The organism is Clostridium sp. CM036, from assembly GCF_055081135.1.
In genome coordinates this window covers 2,959,964-2,978,045 of the sequence record NZ_CM143652.1, presented here as the reverse complement: position 1 = coordinate 2,978,045, position 18,082 = coordinate 2,959,964, and the positions used below count along the sequence as shown (strand labels likewise).

Below are 18,082 nucleotides of genomic sequence, written 5' to 3'. Positions count from 1 at the left end.
AATTCTTCTACCTAAACAATCTTGATATTATGCTATCTTTTTTTTCTTTACTTTTGTCGCTAGTATACACAAAAGAATCCACTTGCCCAGTTATTATAACATCCCCATTTTGAACATCTAACTTGTTCATCTTTAATTCTCGTCCTTTTACTATCATTGTTCCAACATCTGTATTCAATAATATTTGGCTTTCATTAAAATTTATAACCTCTACAACTCCGTTAACAGTTAATTTTTTTCTGTTTTCAAGCATTAAACTGCTTTTCTTATCTTCTATTTTTATTTCTTTCTTCACTTCCATAATATCCCCCTTATTAGTTTTGCTCTAAAAAATTGGGAATTAAGAAGCTAATCTTATTCTCAATTCTTAATTAATGACATACAATTGTATTCCTATAAAATATATATGCTTATTAAACTTAATTAAGAATTGTATTTAGCAACATTTATTCTTTGTCTTCTCTTCCTGAAATTATTTCATACATTTCTTTTGCACTCTCTTTTGTCACATGCTCTGCAATATTTATAATTTTAGCTTTTAAAATTTGATTTGCAAATTTAATTTCTATAATATCACTCTCGCCTACTACAGTTCCTGCTTTTGCCACTTTATCATTTATAGAAACTCTGCCACTCTCGCAAGCTTCTTTTGCAATGGTTCTTCTCTTTATAATTCTTGACACTTTTAAATATTTATCTAATCTCATTTATACTTCCCCTTTTTAATGTTCTTTACCCATTCAATAATTCAACCAAAGTTTTTAAAATAAAAAACCTAGATATACATCCAGGTTTTTCACATCATAATAATATTATTTGTTAACTATATCTTTAAATTCTTTACCAGCTTTAAATACTGGAACTGTTGATGCTGCAATTTGAATTTCTTCCTTTGTTCTTGGGTTTCTACCCATTCTAGCTGCTCTTGCTCTTGTTTCAAAAGTTCCGAATCCAACCAATTGGACTTTTTCACCTTTTTCTAATGTTTCTTCAATACTTTCTATAATACCTTTTAGAGCTGCTTCTGCATCTTTTTTTGTTAAATTAGATTTTTCTGATATGCTTGTTATTAATTCTGATTTATTCACTTTTGTTGCCTCCTTGTTATTGAGTACATTACTTAGTAGTGATTATACTATTAAATAGCATATTCTTCACTGATTTTGAAATTCCTTCTTTTAGTCTAATTTTTATTTACAAATAAATTTATCGTCTTTTAGATTCGTTCCATAATTCGTCCATCGCAGTAAGTGTCATGTTCTTTAAATCTAAATCCTTATTCCTTGCACTTTCTTCTATGTACGCAAAGCGATTGATAAATTTATCTATAGTATAATTTACTGCAAATTCAGGGTCTATGTCAAGTAGTCTAGCAACATTTACAGTAGAAAACACCAAATCTCCCACTTCTTCTACTATTTTTACCCTATTATTACCTTTATATACATCTCTCACTTCCTGTAATTCTTCTAGAATCTTTCCCATAGCAAGTTCAACGCAGTCAAAGTCAAAACCTACTTTTGCTGCTTTTTGTTGAACCTTCTCTGCTCTCATTAACCCTGGCAGGTTTTTCGGAACATGCTTTAGCGTATCCGTATAACTCTTAAACCCTTTTTCTTCACTCTTAATATTTTCCCAACTTTCTAAAACTTCGTTACTATTTTTACCTTCTGAAACTTTAAAAATATGAGGATGCCTGTTTATCATCTTATTTGTGATGCCGCAAATAACATCATTTATATTAAAATATCCCTCTTCTTTTCCTATTTGTGCATGAAGTACAACCTGTAGTAATACATCACCTAGTTCCTCAATAATATTATCTTCATCATTGTCTTCTATGGCTTCTATAACCTCATAACATTCCTCAATAAGATATTTTTTCAAAGATTCATGCGTTTGCTGTCTATCCCATGCACATCCATTTTCAGCTCTCAATGTGTCCATAACTTGAATTAAATCGTGAAAATCTTTTGTAGCCTCTAATTCTTTTGGTATATAAATTGAGGTTAGATAGTCTATATCCTTTTGTCTATCTAATTCATATAAGTTAATTTTCCTTATACTTTCTAACCCTTTTATACCTGCAGCTCTAACAAAACAAATCTCCATATCATCTTTGTAATACTCAAGCAAAGCAAGTTTTACGTCCGAAGCTATAGAAACGTTATAAACTTGAGTTATTAAAAGTCCTACCCTTTTATCTAAAACTTGATTTTTTATATCAAAGGCATCTATTATTTTTAGTCCTTCAATAGGATCTAGTTTTAAGCTTTGAATCACTGCATCTATAAAGCTAACCGCGGGAAGAATTTCTATATCTATTTTGTTTTTTTCACAAAGCTTTATTAAAAGTTTAACAGAAGTTTCTGCCACAAGCGGGTGACCTGGAACTCCATATACGATGTCCCCATATATTTCGTGTTTCTTAATAAGATCTTCTGCAATAGCCCTATACACATCATCAAAACTATTATATTTTTCATATCTATCATCATAGGTTTCAAATTTTATACATATCGATTTTAGGTAATCCACAGTAGGGTGCTTTTCTGTTCTTAAATAAATCTTTTTACCACCTTTAAGAATTTCAAGTGTTCCTACAGTTAGTGATTCTACTGACCCAGGACCCAATCCCACTATTTTAATCATTAGCTTCCACTCCTTTATTTTTGCTTTAAAACTTTCTTTTTAATTTCCTCATATTCAAATATTCTAAGCAAAAAAATAAATATTAAATAAACAATAACGCCTATTAATATGGATATTAAACAAGATAATCCACTGCTCCTTGTATAATTATAGACATTAGCGTTACTAAATACAACTGCAACTATCATTATAATAGCAGCAATAGCTGGTTTTACAAAAGAGTCTACACTGTTGATTTTTATATTTAAATTTCTCTTTAGATCGTGCATATTTAATAAACAACTTGTAACATATCCTAAAATGGTTCCTATAACTGCCCCATAGATATTTACAAATGGAAGCGAGACTAATACGTACGTTATAATAACCTTTACGATGCACCCTAATGCCAAATTGTATACAGGCTTCATATAATTGCCTACGCCTTGAAGTATCGCAGTGCTGGTTTGCGTTAAAATTACAAAAGGTATGCATATTGATATATATTGTAGTATTTCATATCCGGCCGCATCTTTCATAAAAACCAAATTCATTATAGGATAAGCCATAAAAAACATCCCTAAAGAAGACGGCAGCGAGATAACATTAGACAATTTCACAGCCATATCTACTCTTTTAATAAGTTCCCCACTTCTTCCTAAATAAAACGCTTCAGCAATTATAGGCACTAGAGATGTGCACAGAGCCATTGAAAGAGCCAAAGGTACATTCATCAATGTAAATACCTTCCCAGTCAGCTGACCATACATTACGGCGGATTGTGTTTGCGAAAATCCAGCTTTTAGAAGTTGCTGCGGTACTAACATAGAATCTATCAGTGCCATAACCGTACCCACTGCAGCACCCAAAGATATTGGTAATGCAGCCTTACTTAAATCAGCTAAAATATGCTTGTGCTTTGTTTTTTTCCTTACTGACTGCCCTTTTTTCATTTTAGTATAAGTTAAAAATAAGTATATACTTCCCATAATTGCACCAACAAGGGTTCCAAGGGCCGCTCCTGCAGCCGCATATTCAATCCCCTTTGGAAACAATAAATATGCAAATAAAACTCCAGCGACAACTCTTCCAAACTGTTCTACTATTTGCGAAACAGCAGTAGGTCTAACATTTTGTAGCCCTTGAAAGAAGCCTTTAAAAGTACACATAACGGAAACAAAAATTGGAGCTATAGCAATTACCAAAAAAGAGTAATATGATTTAGGATCCCATTTAAGCATTGATATAATAGGCCTTGCAAACATTAACATAAGTGTAGTAGCTGCTCCGCCTAATATAATCATTAAAACAAGTGTTTGTCTTAAGACTTGGTGCGCTCCCTCCTGATCATTTTTAGCGGTCATCTCCGCAATAATCTTAGACATAGCAATGGGCACACCTGAAGCTACTGCTACAAACATCATATACAATGGATAAGACATCTGGTAGTATCCCATCCCCTCATCTTTTATAAGTGCTTGTATTGGAATTCTAAAAAACAACCCTAAAAATCTAGCAAATATTCCTGCCATCCCAAGTATAATAGTCCCCTTTATCAATGAATGTTTCTTCATAATAACCTCCTTATATTCCCGTGGTGTATGTAAGAATTACATTCTCTAATTATGAATATTTGATTTAAGGGCTTATTATTACTAATACTTCAAAAAACAAAAGTATATATTACCGCAAATATGTTTCACTTCGCTGAGTAATATATACTTTTAGGTTTATTGTTCCATTTGTTTTCCTAGAAAAGAGGCTGCAGTTTCAGCTAGCTTTAATTCTAAATTTCCAAATTTAGCTTCTAGCTCTGTAGATATTATTATTACTGCTCCAATTGCGTCCCCTTCTGCTATTATAGGCGCAATTACTTGAGCATGGTATTTATTTTCCATTTCATCATCATACAGTGATATAACTTTTTCTGAACCTTCACCTAATACAGCAGCCTTTCTATTTTCCATTACTTTTTCTAATTCATTACTAATTTTTTTATCTACATACTCTTTTTTAGGACAACCACTTACAGATATTATGTTGTCTTTATCGCATATAATTATTATGTTTCCTATATTTTGTTGTAATGAATCAGCATATTCTCTAGAAAATTCACTTAATTCACCTATAGGTGAATATTTCTTTAAAATAACTCCACCTTCTCTATCAGTAAATATTTCTAGTGGGTCTCCTTCTCGTATTCTCAGTGTTCTTCTTATTTCTTTAGGTATAACAACCCTTCCCAAATCATCTATACGTCTTACTATTCCGGTTGCTTTCATTTAAATAATTCCCTCCTTATATAAAGTTTTATATAATATACTAGCTTTATTATTATCTTTCTAAACTTGAATTTTTATGCACATTTGCAAATGTTTAAATAAAAATAAAGAATACCTCCATATTAAAGGTATTCTTTATACATTAAATCGTCTCCTGCGGAGCTGCAATTTTAACGACTCCAGAAGTAGATTTATACTCCCACTTATAGAAGTGGGGGACTTTCCTTCTGAAATGTCATTAAAATGCTATAGATTTTTCGGATATTGCTTTATATTCGCTTCTTTTTTCCATTTTGTCATAGCCTCTGTCCATGCACTTTCTTTTCCCTGTGTTATAAGCGTTTTTTCTACTTCTGCCTTAACAGCTGTAAATTTCTTTACAGGGTATTCTTTTTTTTCTATAGTCTTTATTATATGCCATCCATATTGAGTTTTAACAGGTGCTGAGATTTTACCTTTTGGCAAAGCAATAGCTGCTGCCATAAAGGTTTTATCCATTTGAGCATCATTATACTCTACATCTCCTAAATCTCCACCATTGTCCTTAGTTCCATCTGTACCTTTTTCTTTTGCGACTTTCGCAAAATCTTCACCAGCGTCTAAACGTTTCTTAATGGCTATAGCTTCCGGTTCTGTTGCTACTAAAATATGAGCTGCATGAATTGTATTCGGTTTTTCTGTAAACTGGTTTGGATTAGCATCGTAATATGCTTTTTCCTGTGCCTCAGTAACTTTAACATTTTTTGTAACTTCAGTGAATAGTGCATCTTGAATAATACTTGGCTTTATTCTTGCTTTTAGAGATTCTTCTGTAAGGCTTGTTTGTGCTAAAGCCTCTTTATATTTCGCATCTGTTCCCAAACTTTTCTTAATTTCTGCTAATTGCTTATTTGTTTCTTCATTTAATTTAGCTTCGGTAGGCATTAATTTTAACTCTTTCGCCTTATAATCCACAATTTTTTCAGTAATCATACCTTCTACTACTTGCTGTTTTTGCTTTGTTAATTCTGCCATAGCCTCAGCATTAGTTTTATAATTTGCTCCATACTGCGTTTCAAATTGTTTAATAACACCTACTAATTGTTCGTCAACCTGTCCTTTAGTTATTTTAGCATCGAAAGCCTTCGCAACTACACTTTTAGCAATGCCCTTAGGTGTTTTTTCAATCATATTACAACCATTTAATGATGTAGCTAATATAGTTATTAAAGCCGCGCCAATTATTTTTTTTACGTTTTTCATTATATTTCCCCCATTCTATATGTAATATCGCCGTGTAAAGCTCTGTTACGATACCCATTAATTTTAACACAATTTTACTTTATTTCAACTATACTTTTTATATGATTCACAATCTCTATGAGATTTGCAATCACCTCTTCTTTGTTTAAATTTTTAATCTTGTATGCAAAGGCAGGCTTATTCCCTAATTTAAATACAATACTTCTATTATATTTACTAATCAAGGCTTTAACTAATTTTTGATTTATTCTTTCGCTACTATCAAATTGTAATATTATCTCCTCCTTTACCTCTTTGATTTCTATTATCCCCACCTTGCTTGATATACACCTAAGATAAGCGATATTCATAAGACTTACAACACTTGATGGTATGTCTGAAAACCTATCTTCTATTTCCTCTTGTATATCTACCATATCCTCGTTACAATCAATAGCCGCAATTTTCTTGTAAATTTCAATTTTCTGCGACTCATCTTCAATATAAGTACTAGGAATATACGCATCTATTTTAATTTCAACAGAAGTTTCAATAGGCTCCATTTCTATATCGCCTCTTATTTTTTTCACTGTGTCTTCGAGCATCCTACAGTATAAATCATAGCCTACCGCAGCCATATGACCATGTTGGGCACCGCCCATCATATTTCCAGCACCCCGAATTTCCAGATCTCTCATTGCGATTTTAAAACCTGACCCTAGCTCCGTAAAATCCTTAATTGCTTTAAGTCTTTTTTCAGCAACCTCTGTTAACACCTTATCTTTTTTATAAGCAAGATATGCATAAGCTATTCTATTTGATCGACCAACCCTACCTCTTAATTGGTAAAGCTGAGAAAGTCCCATCTTATCTGCGTCGTAAATTATAATTGTATTTGTATTTTGAATATCTATTCCCGTCTCAATAATAGTTGTACACATCAATATATCATACTTGTTCTCCATAAAATCTATCATAATAGATTCTAATTCTCTTTCTGTCATTTGCCCATGCGCAATACACACTCTAGCTTCAGGAACTAGCTTCCCTATAAATGCTGCCATTTCTTTGATAGTTTCTACTCTATTGTACACAAAGAAAACTTGCCCCTTTCTATTTAGTTCTCGCAGCATCGCATCCCTTATTAATTGATCGTTAAATTCTACCACATAGGTTTGTATTGGATACCGCTCCTCTGGTGGCGTTTCAATTACACTTATGTCGCGCACTCCAGTAAGCGACATATGCAATGTTCTTGGAATTGGAGTAGCTGTTAGCGTAATCACGTCTATATTTTTTCTTAGACTTTTTATTTTTTCCTTATGAGTAACCCCAAATCGTTGTTCCTCATCTATAATCAATACCCCTAGGTCTTTAAATTTTACATCTTGCTGAATTATTCTGTGCGTTCCTATTAATATATCTACGTTTCCTTCTTTTGTCGCCTTAATGACAACTTTTTGCTCAGCAGGTGTCCTAAATCTACTTACCATTTCAACCTTTACTGGAAAGTCTGAAAATCTTTTGGTAAGATTTTTATAATGTTGCTCAGCGAGTATTGTAGTTGGTACTAAGAACGCTACTTGCTTTCCATCCATAACCGCTTTAAATGCCGCTCTAACGGCTACTTCTGTTTTTCCATACCCAACGTCACCACATATCAATCTATCCATTGGTTTATCCGACTCCATATCTTTTTTGATTTCTTCAATTGCTATTATTTGATCTGGAGTTTCTTCAAATGGGAATTCTTCTTCAAACTGTTTTTGCCATACAGTATCCTTGCTATATCTGTGGCCCTTAAGTGTAGCCCTTGCTGCATAAAGTTTTACCAAATCCTCTGCAATATCTGCAATAGAGTTTTTAACTTTATTCTTAGCCTTAACCCATTCTAGCCCACCTAATTTGCTAATCTTTGGAGCTTTGCCTTCACTTCCAATATATTTTTGTACTAAATCTAATTGTTCTACCGGAACATAGAGGTTATCACAACCATTATAACTCAGTTGCAAGTAATCTCTTTTATGTCCATGAACTTCCAATTGCTTAATTCCTTTGTATACGCCTATTCCATGATTTACGTGAACAACGTAGTCTCCCAATTTAAGTTCTGTAAAGCTTTTAAGTTTACTTACTCCCTTTTTACTAGAACGACTAGTAGCTTTTCTTTTTGATCCACCAAAAACCTCTTTATCGGAAATAACACATAATTTCAGCTGCGGATACTCAAAGCCCTTTAATTGATTACCAAAGGTTACAACCACTTCTCCAAACTCAATTTGAGAAATGCTGTCTTTATAGACACTTTCAATGCCTCTATCCCTAAGTATATCTATTAATTTCTCCCCTCTAGTTCTTGTACCAGAAAGAATTACGATCTTGTATCCTTTACTTTTTTTGTCCTTTATATCCTCAATAAGCATGTCTAATTGGCCATGGTAATCATAATTGGTAATTTGAGAAAAAGATACTATGTCCCTTGGCTTAAGCACTGTTGTGCTTTTAGCAATAGCGTTTATTGTAATAACTTCTACGTTCTCTAACTCTTCATATATATATTGCTTATCAATTAAAATTTCTGCTTGTTTAGGCAGTATACTTCCTCGTCTTAAAAAATTCTCGTAATTTTCTTCAAATTCGAAATACACGCTATCTAGTTTACCTAGGCACCTTTGTGAATCATCAACCACTATAAATGATCCCTTCATATAATCTAAAAAAGAAGATACATTATCATAAAAGTAAGGCATATAGCTATCAACATCTTTAAAACTCCACGTTTCTTTAAGTGATTCCAAATTAATATCAACTAATGAAGTTATTTTTTTTATAATTTCTTTATCTTTTTTCTTGTTAAAGCTACCTACCACATTGATTAGGTCTTCCTTTATTTTGTTATATCCTTTTTCCCTAATTTCCTGGGTTAATATCATTTCCTTTGCTGGAAATATATCTATTTCGGATACCTTATCAATACTCCTCTGAGTTTCACTATTGAATGTCCTTATAGAATCTATTTCGTCGTCATAGAGTTCTATCCTAAAAGGTAACGCAGAAATAGGGGGATATAAATCTATAATTCCTCCCCTTATTGAAAATTGACCTTTTGTGTCTACTCTTTCTACCCTTTCATACCCACATTCAATTAATTCTTCCGAAAACGCATTTAAATTTAAATTGCCCCCTACAGCTAATTTGAAAATATATTTTCGGAGCAAATCTATAGGCATATAAGTCGCTGCCAAAGCCTCAATACAAGTAATTATTATTTTTTTACCGCTTTCAGTAATTTTTTTCATTACTTTAAGTCTTTCCCATCTCAAGTCGCCAGATACAGCATCCGCATTATAAAATCCCATTTCTCTAGTTGGAAAATAGTACACATCATTTACATAAAAAGATAAGTCTTCGTAAATATTTTTAGCCTCTACATCACTATGCGTTAAAATCAATATAGATTTATCTAATTGCTCGTACACACCATTCACTAAATAGTTCTTAGCTGATTCCGAAAGTCCATATACGCCAATTGGATATATTTTCTCTTCTATATTGCTTAGTATACTTTTAAATTGATTACTCTCTTTCAAAGGCTTCATAAGCCCACTCAGTCTCATGTTAACACCTCTCACTCACTCCATAAATATAGATAATCTTCCAATAATATTTTTATTTAAGCATTAAATCCATTAAACTGATTCATAGCCTCCGTATATCCTTTTGCTATTATCGTTTGAACAGCTTTTATACTAGCCTCAAAAGTCTTTTCTACAAGCACCCGGTCTTCTTTAGAAAATCGCCCTAAAACATGAGGTATTAGCGCCTTTTCCGGTTGTCCTACCCCTATTTTTATTCTTAGAAATATGTCGGACGACATGTTAGCTATAATACTTTTTATCCCGTTATGTCCACCAGCACTACCCTTACTTCGTATTCTTAATTTACCTGCATCCAAACTAATATCATCATACATTATGATGATATTTTCATTTGGAATCTTATAAAAAGAAGCTGCTTCGCGCACACTTTCTCCACTTAAATTCATATATGTACTAGGTTTTAAAAGAATAACTTTTTCCCCTGATATGATAATTTCTCCACATACTCCTTTAAATTTTATCCTATTAATTGAAGTATTATACTTCTCTGCCATTAAATTTATTACATCAAATCCTACATTATGTCTTGTATACCTATATTCATTTCCTGGGTTTCCTAGTCCAACTACCAAATACATTATTACCCCCAAATATTATTATGTTTAAACCTTATGTCTACCACATAATTATTTTTTCATATGCCTTATTTATAATATTATACTAAAAAAGTATTTTAATCCACAACTTTACATAAAAATTACCATATAATTTATTCTTTTGTTATGATTTATCTTTAAAAATAACTAGTAGTCTGCTATGCCTAACCTATATAACTGCTAAGATTATATTATTAACCTTAATTAAGCTATTTTAGTGGTCTAATAACTTTACCATGAGTCATCAAATCATTAATAACTTCTTTAGCTTCATTTATATTAATAGCAAACCCCATTCCGTAAGTTTCACTGGATGAATCAATTTTCAAACTATTTATACCAATAACTTCTCCATAGATATTGCATAACGCTCCACCACTATTCCCTGGATTTATATCTGCATCAGTTTGTATTACTTTATAGATAGTTTGTTCACCTGTTTTTTTATCAACAATATTAATTCTTTTATCCAATGCGCTTATAATACCCGCAGTAACCGTTCCTAAAAACTGTTTTCCTAGTGGATTACCAATCGCAATAGCTATATCACCAATTTTAACCTTTGATGAATCGCCAAATTTTGCAATAGGCAAGTTACTAGCTTCAACTTTTATAACCGCCAAATCAGATATAACATCCGTGCCTACAACTGTTGCTTTCAAAATATTATCATTGCTCAGTTTCACTTTTATTTTTGTCGCACCTTTAATTACATGATAATTAGTAATAATATATCCATCACTTTTAAATATAATCCCTGAACCATTGCCTTCTGGTGTATCCCACAATTCTTCTGCTTTACTACTAATGCCAACTACTGATGGTGCTACCTTTTGTGCAACTTGTGAAATAGGATTATCATCTGCCTCTTGAATATTATCGTTTTCTCTTACACCTGAATTTAAATTGCTACTAGTCACTTTTGGTACTTTCCCCTTATTAATTATATACTGGGCTGTAATCCCCCCAGATAGGGCTGCTATCAGCATAAAACTAATTACTTTTAAAAATGTCTTGAAATAATTTTTCTTGTTGTTTTTTCTAAATTTAATTTCGCTAAAGATGTCCTTGCCAAAATCTGCATTCTTCCACAAAGCATCTCTTACTTCATTACAAGATTCATAGTTATCCTTATTATCCATAGCATCATCCCCTCCCTACTGGTCATATCTATATTATATAAATTTTATTTCATTATATATTATTCACTTTCGTTAATGTAAAAGTAAAATAAACACCATTGTCCTTATTTTCAACCCATATATCACCCTGTAATTGAGTTATTATATTTCTAACTATAGATAATCCAAGTCCAGTACTATCTTTTGCTGTTCTTGATTTATCCGCTTTATAAAATCTATCCCAAATATGCAATAAATCTTCCTCAGCTATTTGCGGACCAGCATTGAACACAGATATTAATGCATTTCTTCCTTTAGATTTTGAACTAATCTTTATTTTCCCACCATCACTTACATATTTTATTGCATTGTCCAATAGATTTGTAATCACTTGTACTAATCTATCTTTGTCTCCTGCTACAAATAAATTATCTTCATCAAAGCATACATCTACAGAGACCTTTTTCTCTTTAATTTTTGTTTCATTTTTTATAACTGTAAGTCTAATGATTTCATTAATATCCACTTCCATAATCTTCAAACTAAACTCCCCAGCTTCAATTGCAGACATATCTAATAAGTCATTTACAAGCCTTGTTAGTCTTTGAATTTCCTCATAGGCAATAGATAAGTAGTATTTTTCCTTTTCCTCTGGAATTACCCCATCTAGTATCCCACCAATAAACCCCTTAATTGATGTTATAGGAGATCTAATCTCGTGCGATACATTGGATATGAATTCGCGTCTATTTTTCTCGTTTTTTTCTACAGAATCAGCCATAAAATTAAATGATTGAGCGAGTTCTCCTATTTCATCATTAGATTTTAAATAAACCCTCTTATAAACATCCCCATTAGATATCTTCTTAGCTACTGAATTAATCTCTGCTAAAGGCTTTATAATTATTTTTTGAGAAAAATAATATATAACTATACAAGAGAATATTATTGCAAAAATTGCAGATATCCAAATTATTTCATAAACACGTTTTAAAGATTGGCTTAATTCTTCAATTGAGTTGCATAATATTATAGCTCCCTTAAAAGTGCCCGCCTCAGTTCTTATTGGCGTACCGTAAACTCTTACCGTGTTATCAAATATTCCAGCATAAGGGCCTGTAATCTCAAACGTATGCCCAAGCCTAAGCTGATCTAGTTGCTCAGCAAAAACCTGTTTTCCCATAAACTCCTTATGCTCTTTATTAGATACCAAATAAACACAACCGTAGCTATCTGTAAGCCAAATATCGGATTTTATATACTCAGCAATGATTGTCATTACGTCATTTAATTTTTCCGAAGTAGCATCCCCAGCCATATATTTCATAGCAAGCCCTTGTATCATATATGACTTATCCAAAAATTGTTCTTTTCTTTGCTCGAAAAAATAATTTTGGAACCAATAAGACAAAAAAGAGGCAATAATTATTAAACTCATTGAAATTATAATAGTATAGGTGGCTAACATCTTAAAAAACAGCCCTCTTTTAAACATCTATTTCACCTCAAATTTGTATCCCACTCCCCAAACAGTCTCAATTTGCCAATTTGGACCTCCTTGAAGCTTTTCTCTTACCCTTTTAACATGCACATCCACTGTTCTAGAGTCTCCTGGATAATCGTATCCCCAAACCTCACATAAGAGTTGTTGCCTTGTGAAAACTCTATTCTTATTAAGAGCTAAATAATGTACTAGTTCAAATTCTTTAGGTGGCATTTTTACCTCTGAGCCTTTATATGTAACATTATAAGAATTAATATCAATTTCTAGATCCTCAAAATTTAAAACCTCTTTACCACCTTTATCTAAGTTATAACGCCTAAGCACAGCTTTCACTCTTGCAATTATTTCTTTTGGCTCAAAAGGCTTAACTACATAGTCATCCGCTCCAAGTTCTAGCCCCAATACCTTATCAAATGTTTCCCCTTTGGCAGTAAGCATAATAACCGGTGTTTCGTTCTCTTTTCTTATCCATTTCAAAACATCGATTCCATCAATATACGGTAACATTATGTCTAAAAGCACCAAATCTGGTTTATAACTTAAAAATGCCTCCTGTGCGGCCCTGCCATCATATGCTACTTTTGTTGCATATCCTGAATTCTCAAGATACATTTTAATTACCTCAGCAATATTTTTATCATCATCAACTATTAGTATTTTCCCTATAGTTCCTTCCATATCAGTACCTCCAAATTATTTCCTCTATTTTTTCCCTCTATTTTTTTCTATCATTCATCTTTGAAAAATAACTAGTCAACATGCTAATTTATCTTATTAATAATTTATCATACTTTAATGATAAGTTATTAGTTTTTATTAAATGTTACAAATTATTCACCACTTCCGATAATAATTTAAACATTCTACATAAGTACTGAGTCTATATAGTATACTTACTATCCCATTATTATGTAAATCCAGATTATAAAAAAATAGCGATGCCCAATTATAAAAATAATAGAGCATCACTATTTTAAAATATGTATTATAAACTGGAATCTTCCTCGAATAATTTACTTACCGAAACATCCTCATATATTCGCTTTATAGCCTCCGCCAAAATTGGCGCTACAGATAATGTAGTGAATTTTTCGCATTGTTTACCTTCTGGCATATCAATTGTATTTAATATTATCAATTCTTTTATTACCGAATCATTTATTCTTTGAATAGCAGGCCCTGATAATACGCCATGACTGCAACAAGCATAAACATCTTTTGCTCCGAGTTTAACTAAAGCATTCGCTCCATTAGTTATTGTTCCCGCAGTGTCTATCATGTCATCCATCATGATACAAGTTTTCCCCTTAATGTCACCTATAACATTCATAATTTCTGCAACATTAGCTTTTGGTCTTCTCTTATCAATTATCGCTATTGATGCATGTAGCTTATCTGCAAATTTTCTTGACCTAGCAACGCTTCCAAGATCTGGTGCAACTACAACTACATCGTCCCTATCTTTAAATCCGTTCTTGATGTAGTATTTTGCAAGTATAGGTGTCCCAGTCATATTATCAACAGGAATATTAAAATATCCTTGTATTTGAGCTGCGTGTAAATCCATAGTCAGTACTCTATCTGCTCCTGCGGTTGTTATAATATCTGCCACAAGTTTTGCTGTAATTGGATCTCTAGCTTTTGCTTTTCTATCCTGCCTTGCATACCCATAATATGGTATAACCGCAGTTATTCTTCCTGCTGAAGCTCTCTTAAATGCATCAATCATAATAAGTAATTCCATTAAATTATCGTTTACTGGTGCATTAGTCGATTGAACAACAAATACATCTGCGCCCCTGACAGTTTCATGTATATTAACAGATATTTCTCCATCACTAAAAGTTCCTACTTCTGAAGCTCCAATTGGTAATCCTAGTATGTCAGCTATATCTGCGGCTAATTTAGGATTTGAGTTGCCCGTAAAAATTTTAATATTCTTTCCGTGGTTTATCATATGTAGTTCTGATTCCTAAAATCATAACAAATCATATTTTAATACAATTCATATAAATTTTCATTCTATACACTAAATAGAACGTCAGCATCACGAGACTCAACTACTAGGGTTAATACTCTCACATTAAAATCTTACATACCATTCAATGCGCGTTTAGTAGTTTTTATATACACATTCTGCTGAAAAAATCAGTTTTACACCTCCCTTTATAATTTACTTATTGATTGTATGCTTGTTATTTTATTTGCTGTGTCCTGATTTCACTACCCAATTTTCAATATTTTTTTGCCTTGCTCTAGCTATTGCCAAAGCATTTTTAGGCACCTCATTTGTAATTGTAGAACCAGCCGCAATGTACGCGTTATCATTAACCTTTACAGGTGCTACTAGGTTAGTGTTGCATCCTATAAACGTATTATTGCCTATTATAGTTTTGTATTTTGCTTTTCCATCATAATTTACAACTACAGTTCCGCAGCCAAAATTACATCCACTTCCTACCTCTGCATCACCAATATAAGTAAGATGAGATACCTTTGTATTATCTCCAATAGTTGATTTTTTAATTTCAACAAAATCTCCTATTCTAGCATGTTTACCTATATTGCTTTCTGGTCTAATGTACGCAAAAGGTCCAACAGTAGTTTGATCGCCTATCTGGCTTTCAATTACAACAGAACTTTGAACTGAAACTCCGTTTCCTATAATGCTATCCGCAATTCTATTATTAGGGTAAAGAACACACTCTTCTTTAAGAATAGTCTTACCCTGCAAAATATTCCCTGGATATATAGTAGTATCTTTTCCTATTATAACTTCTGAACCTATGTATGTATTATTAGGGTCAATTATTGTAACTCCATTTTCCATATGTTTTCTATTTATTCTTTTTCTCATAATGGCCTCTGCATCTGCAAGCTCTACCTTTGAATTAACTGCAGTAATTTCTTCAACTGGCACATCAAAAGCTCCAACCTTAAACCCTTGCTCCTTTAATATACTAATAACATCTGTTAAATAGTATTCCTCTTGAGCATTATTATTATTTAATCTATCTAAACTATTAAGTAATTCTTTTATGCTAAAGCAATACATTCCAGAATTTACTTCTTTAACTAATACTTCTTCTTTTGTACAATCTTTAAACTCAACAATTTTTTTAACCTCACCATTTTCATCCCTAATTATTCTACCATACTTTGCAGGCTCAGCCATACTTGAAGTTAATATAGTAGCTTTAAAATCACCTTTTTCATGATAATCTAATAGTCTCCTAACTGTACATTCAGTAATTAGTGGACCATCTCCAACAAATATTGCTACCGTACCTTCATTCCCACTTAGGAACTCTTTAGCACACATTACTGCATGTCCTGTGCCTAACTGATCTTCTTGGACGGAGTAATTAATTTTTCTATCTTCTGATACTTTTTTAACCTGCGCGGCTCCTTTTCCAATTACCACATCAACCATTTCAATATCTGCCTTTCTCATAATGTCAATAACATGGTTTATCATTTCTTTACCACAAACCTTATGTACAACCTTAGGCATATTAGAATTCATTCTTTTTCCTTGACCTGCAGCTAATATTATAGCGCATTTATACAAATTAAACACCTCTTTATATATTAATTCGACATATTCACACATTTTATTTTATCTTTTCTTCAATTAAAACACTTCTTATATTATATTTTATATAACATTTAATTGCAACCAACCTTGGCCGTTTTTAATATTTTCTTTATAAAATAAAAAGGGGTAACCCCCTTTTTTATACTTCTAAATTTTCTTCTACCTCTTCTACTGGTTTTTCATTTTTTACTTTTTCATACTCATCCAATATAGCTGATTGAATCTTCTCTCTTGTTTGAGTATTTATTGGGTGTGCTATGTCCTTGAATTCCCCATCTGGAGTTTTCCTACTTGGCATAGCAATAAAAAGTCCACTTTGCCCTTCTATCACTTTAATATCATGAACAACAAATTCATTGTCAAAAGTTATTGATATAATCGCCTTCATTTTCCCCTCTGTAGCTATTTTCCTAATTCTAACGTCTGTGATTTCCATACACTCCACCTCCAAGTTGCGTTATAGTTATACTATTTCTCTATAACTTGGGTTTTTCCTTCTTAAATTGCAAATAAAAATTAAATCTTTTGAATATTACACTTTTTCAAAGTTTTTTGATGGAGTTAACTCAGAGTTACCTTCCTCGTTTATTCCTTTAAACTGAATAATCGATATGTATTCTGCTATTAATTTATGACCGCTTTGAATATTATCAACAAGAACTCCAATACCTAAAAGTTTACTTTCGAATTCTTTAAGCAAATTAATTATACCTGTTGCAGTTCCTCCAGCTTTCATAAAGTCATCTATAAAAATACATTTGCTCTGTTTTTTTATAGACTTTCTTGAAAGAGACATAGTTTGAATTCTGTTACTAGATCCAGATACATAGTTGATACTAACAGTACTGCCCTCAGTAACCTTCGGATCATGCCTTACAATAACTAATTGAACGCCAAGCATTTTTGCCACTTCATACGCAAGTGGTATCCCTTTAGTCTCGACTGTTACAACATAGTCTATGTCTAACTCACTAAAAGCAGATGCAAGGATTACTCCTGCTTTGTGCACTATTTCTGGATTATACATAATATCAGTCATATATATAAAATTTCCTGGTATCACCCTGTCCTTCTGTGTTAAAATTTCACATAATTTTTCTGCAAATGTTATACCTTCTTGCCTTGAGACCCCGCAAATATATTTCACTCCACCAGCTGCGCCTGCCACCGATTCCACTCTTCCCATAGATAACTCACTTAAAGTTTCACGGACAATAACAATATCTTCGCTAATTGTGGATTTAGCTGCATTAAATAATTCCGTAAACATCTTTAGATTAATTGTCTTATTAGGATTTTCTGTTAATATTTTAGTAATACCTGTAACTCTTTGATTTCTACTATATTTATTCATAATATCTCACCCATATCTTTATTTTACGAATTTTACTTTGTAAAATTCTTACTATCATTCGTATTTTAATTGTAAATCTTTTTTATCTTTATTACAATGCCTAATAGCTAATTTCA

General features: G+C 32.2%; 16 protein-coding genes. All 16 read right to left on the bottom strand.

What is annotated here, in order from left to right; all coding sequences use genetic code 11:
* Positions 1-7: 7 nt before the first annotated feature.
* Positions 8-301 (bottom strand): sporulation protein YabP, encoded by a 294-nt coding sequence (gene yabP / locus ACWJKE_RS14015; RefSeq protein WP_216304591.1) that lies wholly within the window; start codon positions 299-301, stop codon positions 8-10.
* Between the two features lie 145 nt (positions 302-446).
* A complete protein-coding gene (locus ACWJKE_RS14010; RefSeq protein WP_216304590.1) occupies positions 447-707 on the bottom strand; it encodes an RNA-binding S4 domain-containing protein in 261 nt (86 codons plus the stop codon).
* 105 nt (positions 708-812) lie between these two features.
* A complete protein-coding gene (locus ACWJKE_RS14005; RefSeq protein ID WP_216304589.1) occupies positions 813-1,088 on the bottom strand; it encodes an HU family DNA-binding protein in 276 nt (91 codons plus the stop codon).
* A gap of 118 nt (positions 1,089-1,206) precedes the next feature.
* Entirely contained in the window at positions 1,207-2,652 is a 1,446-nt protein-coding gene (yabN, locus tag ACWJKE_RS14000) for a bifunctional methyltransferase/pyrophosphohydrolase YabN (RefSeq protein ID WP_220286283.1), read from the bottom strand.
* A gap of 14 nt (positions 2,653-2,666) precedes the next feature.
* Entirely contained in the window at positions 2,667-4,205 is a 1,539-nt protein-coding gene (locus tag ACWJKE_RS13995; RefSeq protein ID WP_216304587.1) for a putative polysaccharide biosynthesis protein, read from the bottom strand.
* A 156-nt stretch (positions 4,206-4,361) separates the two neighbouring features.
* On the bottom strand, positions 4,362-4,913 hold the full coding sequence (gene spoVT, locus ACWJKE_RS13990; protein ID WP_165412333.1) for a stage V sporulation protein T: 552 nt from the start codon (positions 4,911-4,913) through the stop codon (positions 4,362-4,364).
* A gap of 246 nt (positions 4,914-5,159) precedes the next feature.
* A complete protein-coding gene (locus ACWJKE_RS13985) occupies positions 5,160-6,155 on the bottom strand; it encodes a peptidylprolyl isomerase (protein ID WP_216303794.1) in 996 nt (331 codons plus the stop codon).
* A 74-nt stretch (positions 6,156-6,229) separates the two neighbouring features.
* Complete coding sequence (gene mfd, locus ACWJKE_RS13980; RefSeq protein ID WP_216303793.1) at positions 6,230-9,751, bottom strand: transcription-repair coupling factor; 3,522 nt, start codon at positions 9,749-9,751, stop codon at positions 6,230-6,232.
* 56 nt (positions 9,752-9,807) lie between these two features.
* Complete coding sequence (pth, locus tag ACWJKE_RS13975) at positions 9,808-10,371, bottom strand: aminoacyl-tRNA hydrolase (RefSeq protein WP_165412336.1); 564 nt, start codon at positions 10,369-10,371, stop codon at positions 9,808-9,810.
* 227 nt (positions 10,372-10,598) lie between these two features.
* Complete coding sequence (locus tag ACWJKE_RS13970) at positions 10,599-11,531, bottom strand: S1C family serine protease (RefSeq protein ID WP_165412337.1); 933 nt, start codon at positions 11,529-11,531, stop codon at positions 10,599-10,601.
* Positions 11,532-11,583: 52 nt separating this feature from the next.
* Positions 11,584-13,005 (bottom strand): HAMP domain-containing sensor histidine kinase, encoded by a 1,422-nt coding sequence (locus tag ACWJKE_RS13965; protein ID WP_462958905.1) that lies wholly within the window; start codon positions 13,003-13,005, stop codon positions 11,584-11,586.
* A complete protein-coding gene (locus ACWJKE_RS13960) occupies positions 13,006-13,692 on the bottom strand; it encodes a response regulator transcription factor (protein WP_165412339.1) in 687 nt (228 codons plus the stop codon).
* 307 nt (positions 13,693-13,999) lie between these two features.
* Positions 14,000-14,971: a ribose-phosphate diphosphokinase gene (locus ACWJKE_RS13955; protein WP_165412340.1), complete on the bottom strand. Its 972-nt coding sequence runs from the start codon at positions 14,969-14,971 to the stop codon at positions 14,000-14,002.
* A gap of 243 nt (positions 14,972-15,214) precedes the next feature.
* A complete protein-coding gene (glmU, locus tag ACWJKE_RS13950; protein WP_462958904.1) occupies positions 15,215-16,585 on the bottom strand; it encodes a bifunctional UDP-N-acetylglucosamine diphosphorylase/glucosamine-1-phosphate N-acetyltransferase GlmU in 1,371 nt (456 codons plus the stop codon).
* 166 nt (positions 16,586-16,751) lie between these two features.
* Positions 16,752-17,048, bottom strand: coding sequence for a septation regulator SpoVG (gene spoVG / locus ACWJKE_RS13945; protein ID WP_165412342.1), 297 nt, complete (start codon positions 17,046-17,048; stop codon positions 16,752-16,754).
* A 96-nt stretch (positions 17,049-17,144) separates the two neighbouring features.
* A complete protein-coding gene (gene purR, locus ACWJKE_RS13940) occupies positions 17,145-17,966 on the bottom strand; it encodes a pur operon repressor (RefSeq protein ID WP_216303791.1) in 822 nt (273 codons plus the stop codon).
* Positions 17,967-18,082: the final 116 nt, after the last annotated feature.

What these genes read in the sequence shown, in the direction of transcription:
- yabP (WP_216304591.1), bottom strand. Translation starts at nt 301, where the DNA reads ATGGAAGTGAAGAAAGAAATAAAAATAGAAGATAAGAAAAGCAGTTTA.
- ACWJKE_RS14010 (WP_216304590.1), bottom strand. Translation starts at nt 707, where the DNA reads ATGAGATTAGATAAATATTTAAAAGTGTCAAGAATTATAAAGAGAAGA.
- yabN (WP_220286283.1), bottom strand. Translation starts at nt 2,652, where the DNA reads ATGATTAAAATAGTGGGATTGGGTCCTGGGTCAGTAGAATCACTAACT.
- ACWJKE_RS13995 (WP_216304587.1), bottom strand. Translation starts at nt 4,205, where the DNA reads ATGAAGAAACATTCATTGATAAAGGGGACTATTATACTTGGGATGGCA.
- spoVT (WP_165412333.1), bottom strand. Translation starts at nt 4,913, where the DNA reads ATGAAAGCAACCGGAATAGTAAGACGTATAGATGATTTGGGAAGGGTT.
- ACWJKE_RS13985 (WP_216303794.1), bottom strand. Translation starts at nt 6,155, where the DNA reads ATGAAAAACGTAAAAAAAATAATTGGCGCGGCTTTAATAACTATATTA.
- mfd (WP_216303793.1), bottom strand. Translation starts at nt 9,751, where the DNA reads ATGAGACTGAGTGGGCTTATGAAGCCTTTGAAAGAGAGTAATCAATTT.
- pth (WP_165412336.1), bottom strand. Translation starts at nt 10,371, where the DNA reads ATGTATTTGGTAGTTGGACTAGGAAACCCAGGAAATGAATATAGGTAT.
- ACWJKE_RS13970 (WP_165412337.1), bottom strand. Translation starts at nt 11,531, where the DNA reads ATGGATAATAAGGATAACTATGAATCTTGTAATGAAGTAAGAGATGCT.
- ACWJKE_RS13965 (WP_462958905.1), bottom strand. Translation starts at nt 13,005, where the DNA reads ATGTTTAAAAGAGGGCTGTTTTTTAAGATGTTAGCCACCTATACTATT.
- ACWJKE_RS13960 (WP_165412339.1), bottom strand. Translation starts at nt 13,692, where the DNA reads ATGGAAGGAACTATAGGGAAAATACTAATAGTTGATGATGATAAAAAT.
- ACWJKE_RS13955 (WP_165412340.1), bottom strand. Translation starts at nt 14,971, where the DNA reads ATGATAAACCACGGAAAGAATATTAAAATTTTTACGGGCAACTCAAAT.
- spoVG (WP_165412342.1), bottom strand. Translation starts at nt 17,048, where the DNA reads ATGGAAATCACAGACGTTAGAATTAGGAAAATAGCTACAGAGGGGAAA.
- purR (WP_216303791.1), bottom strand. Translation starts at nt 17,966, where the DNA reads ATGAATAAATATAGTAGAAATCAAAGAGTTACAGGTATTACTAAAATA.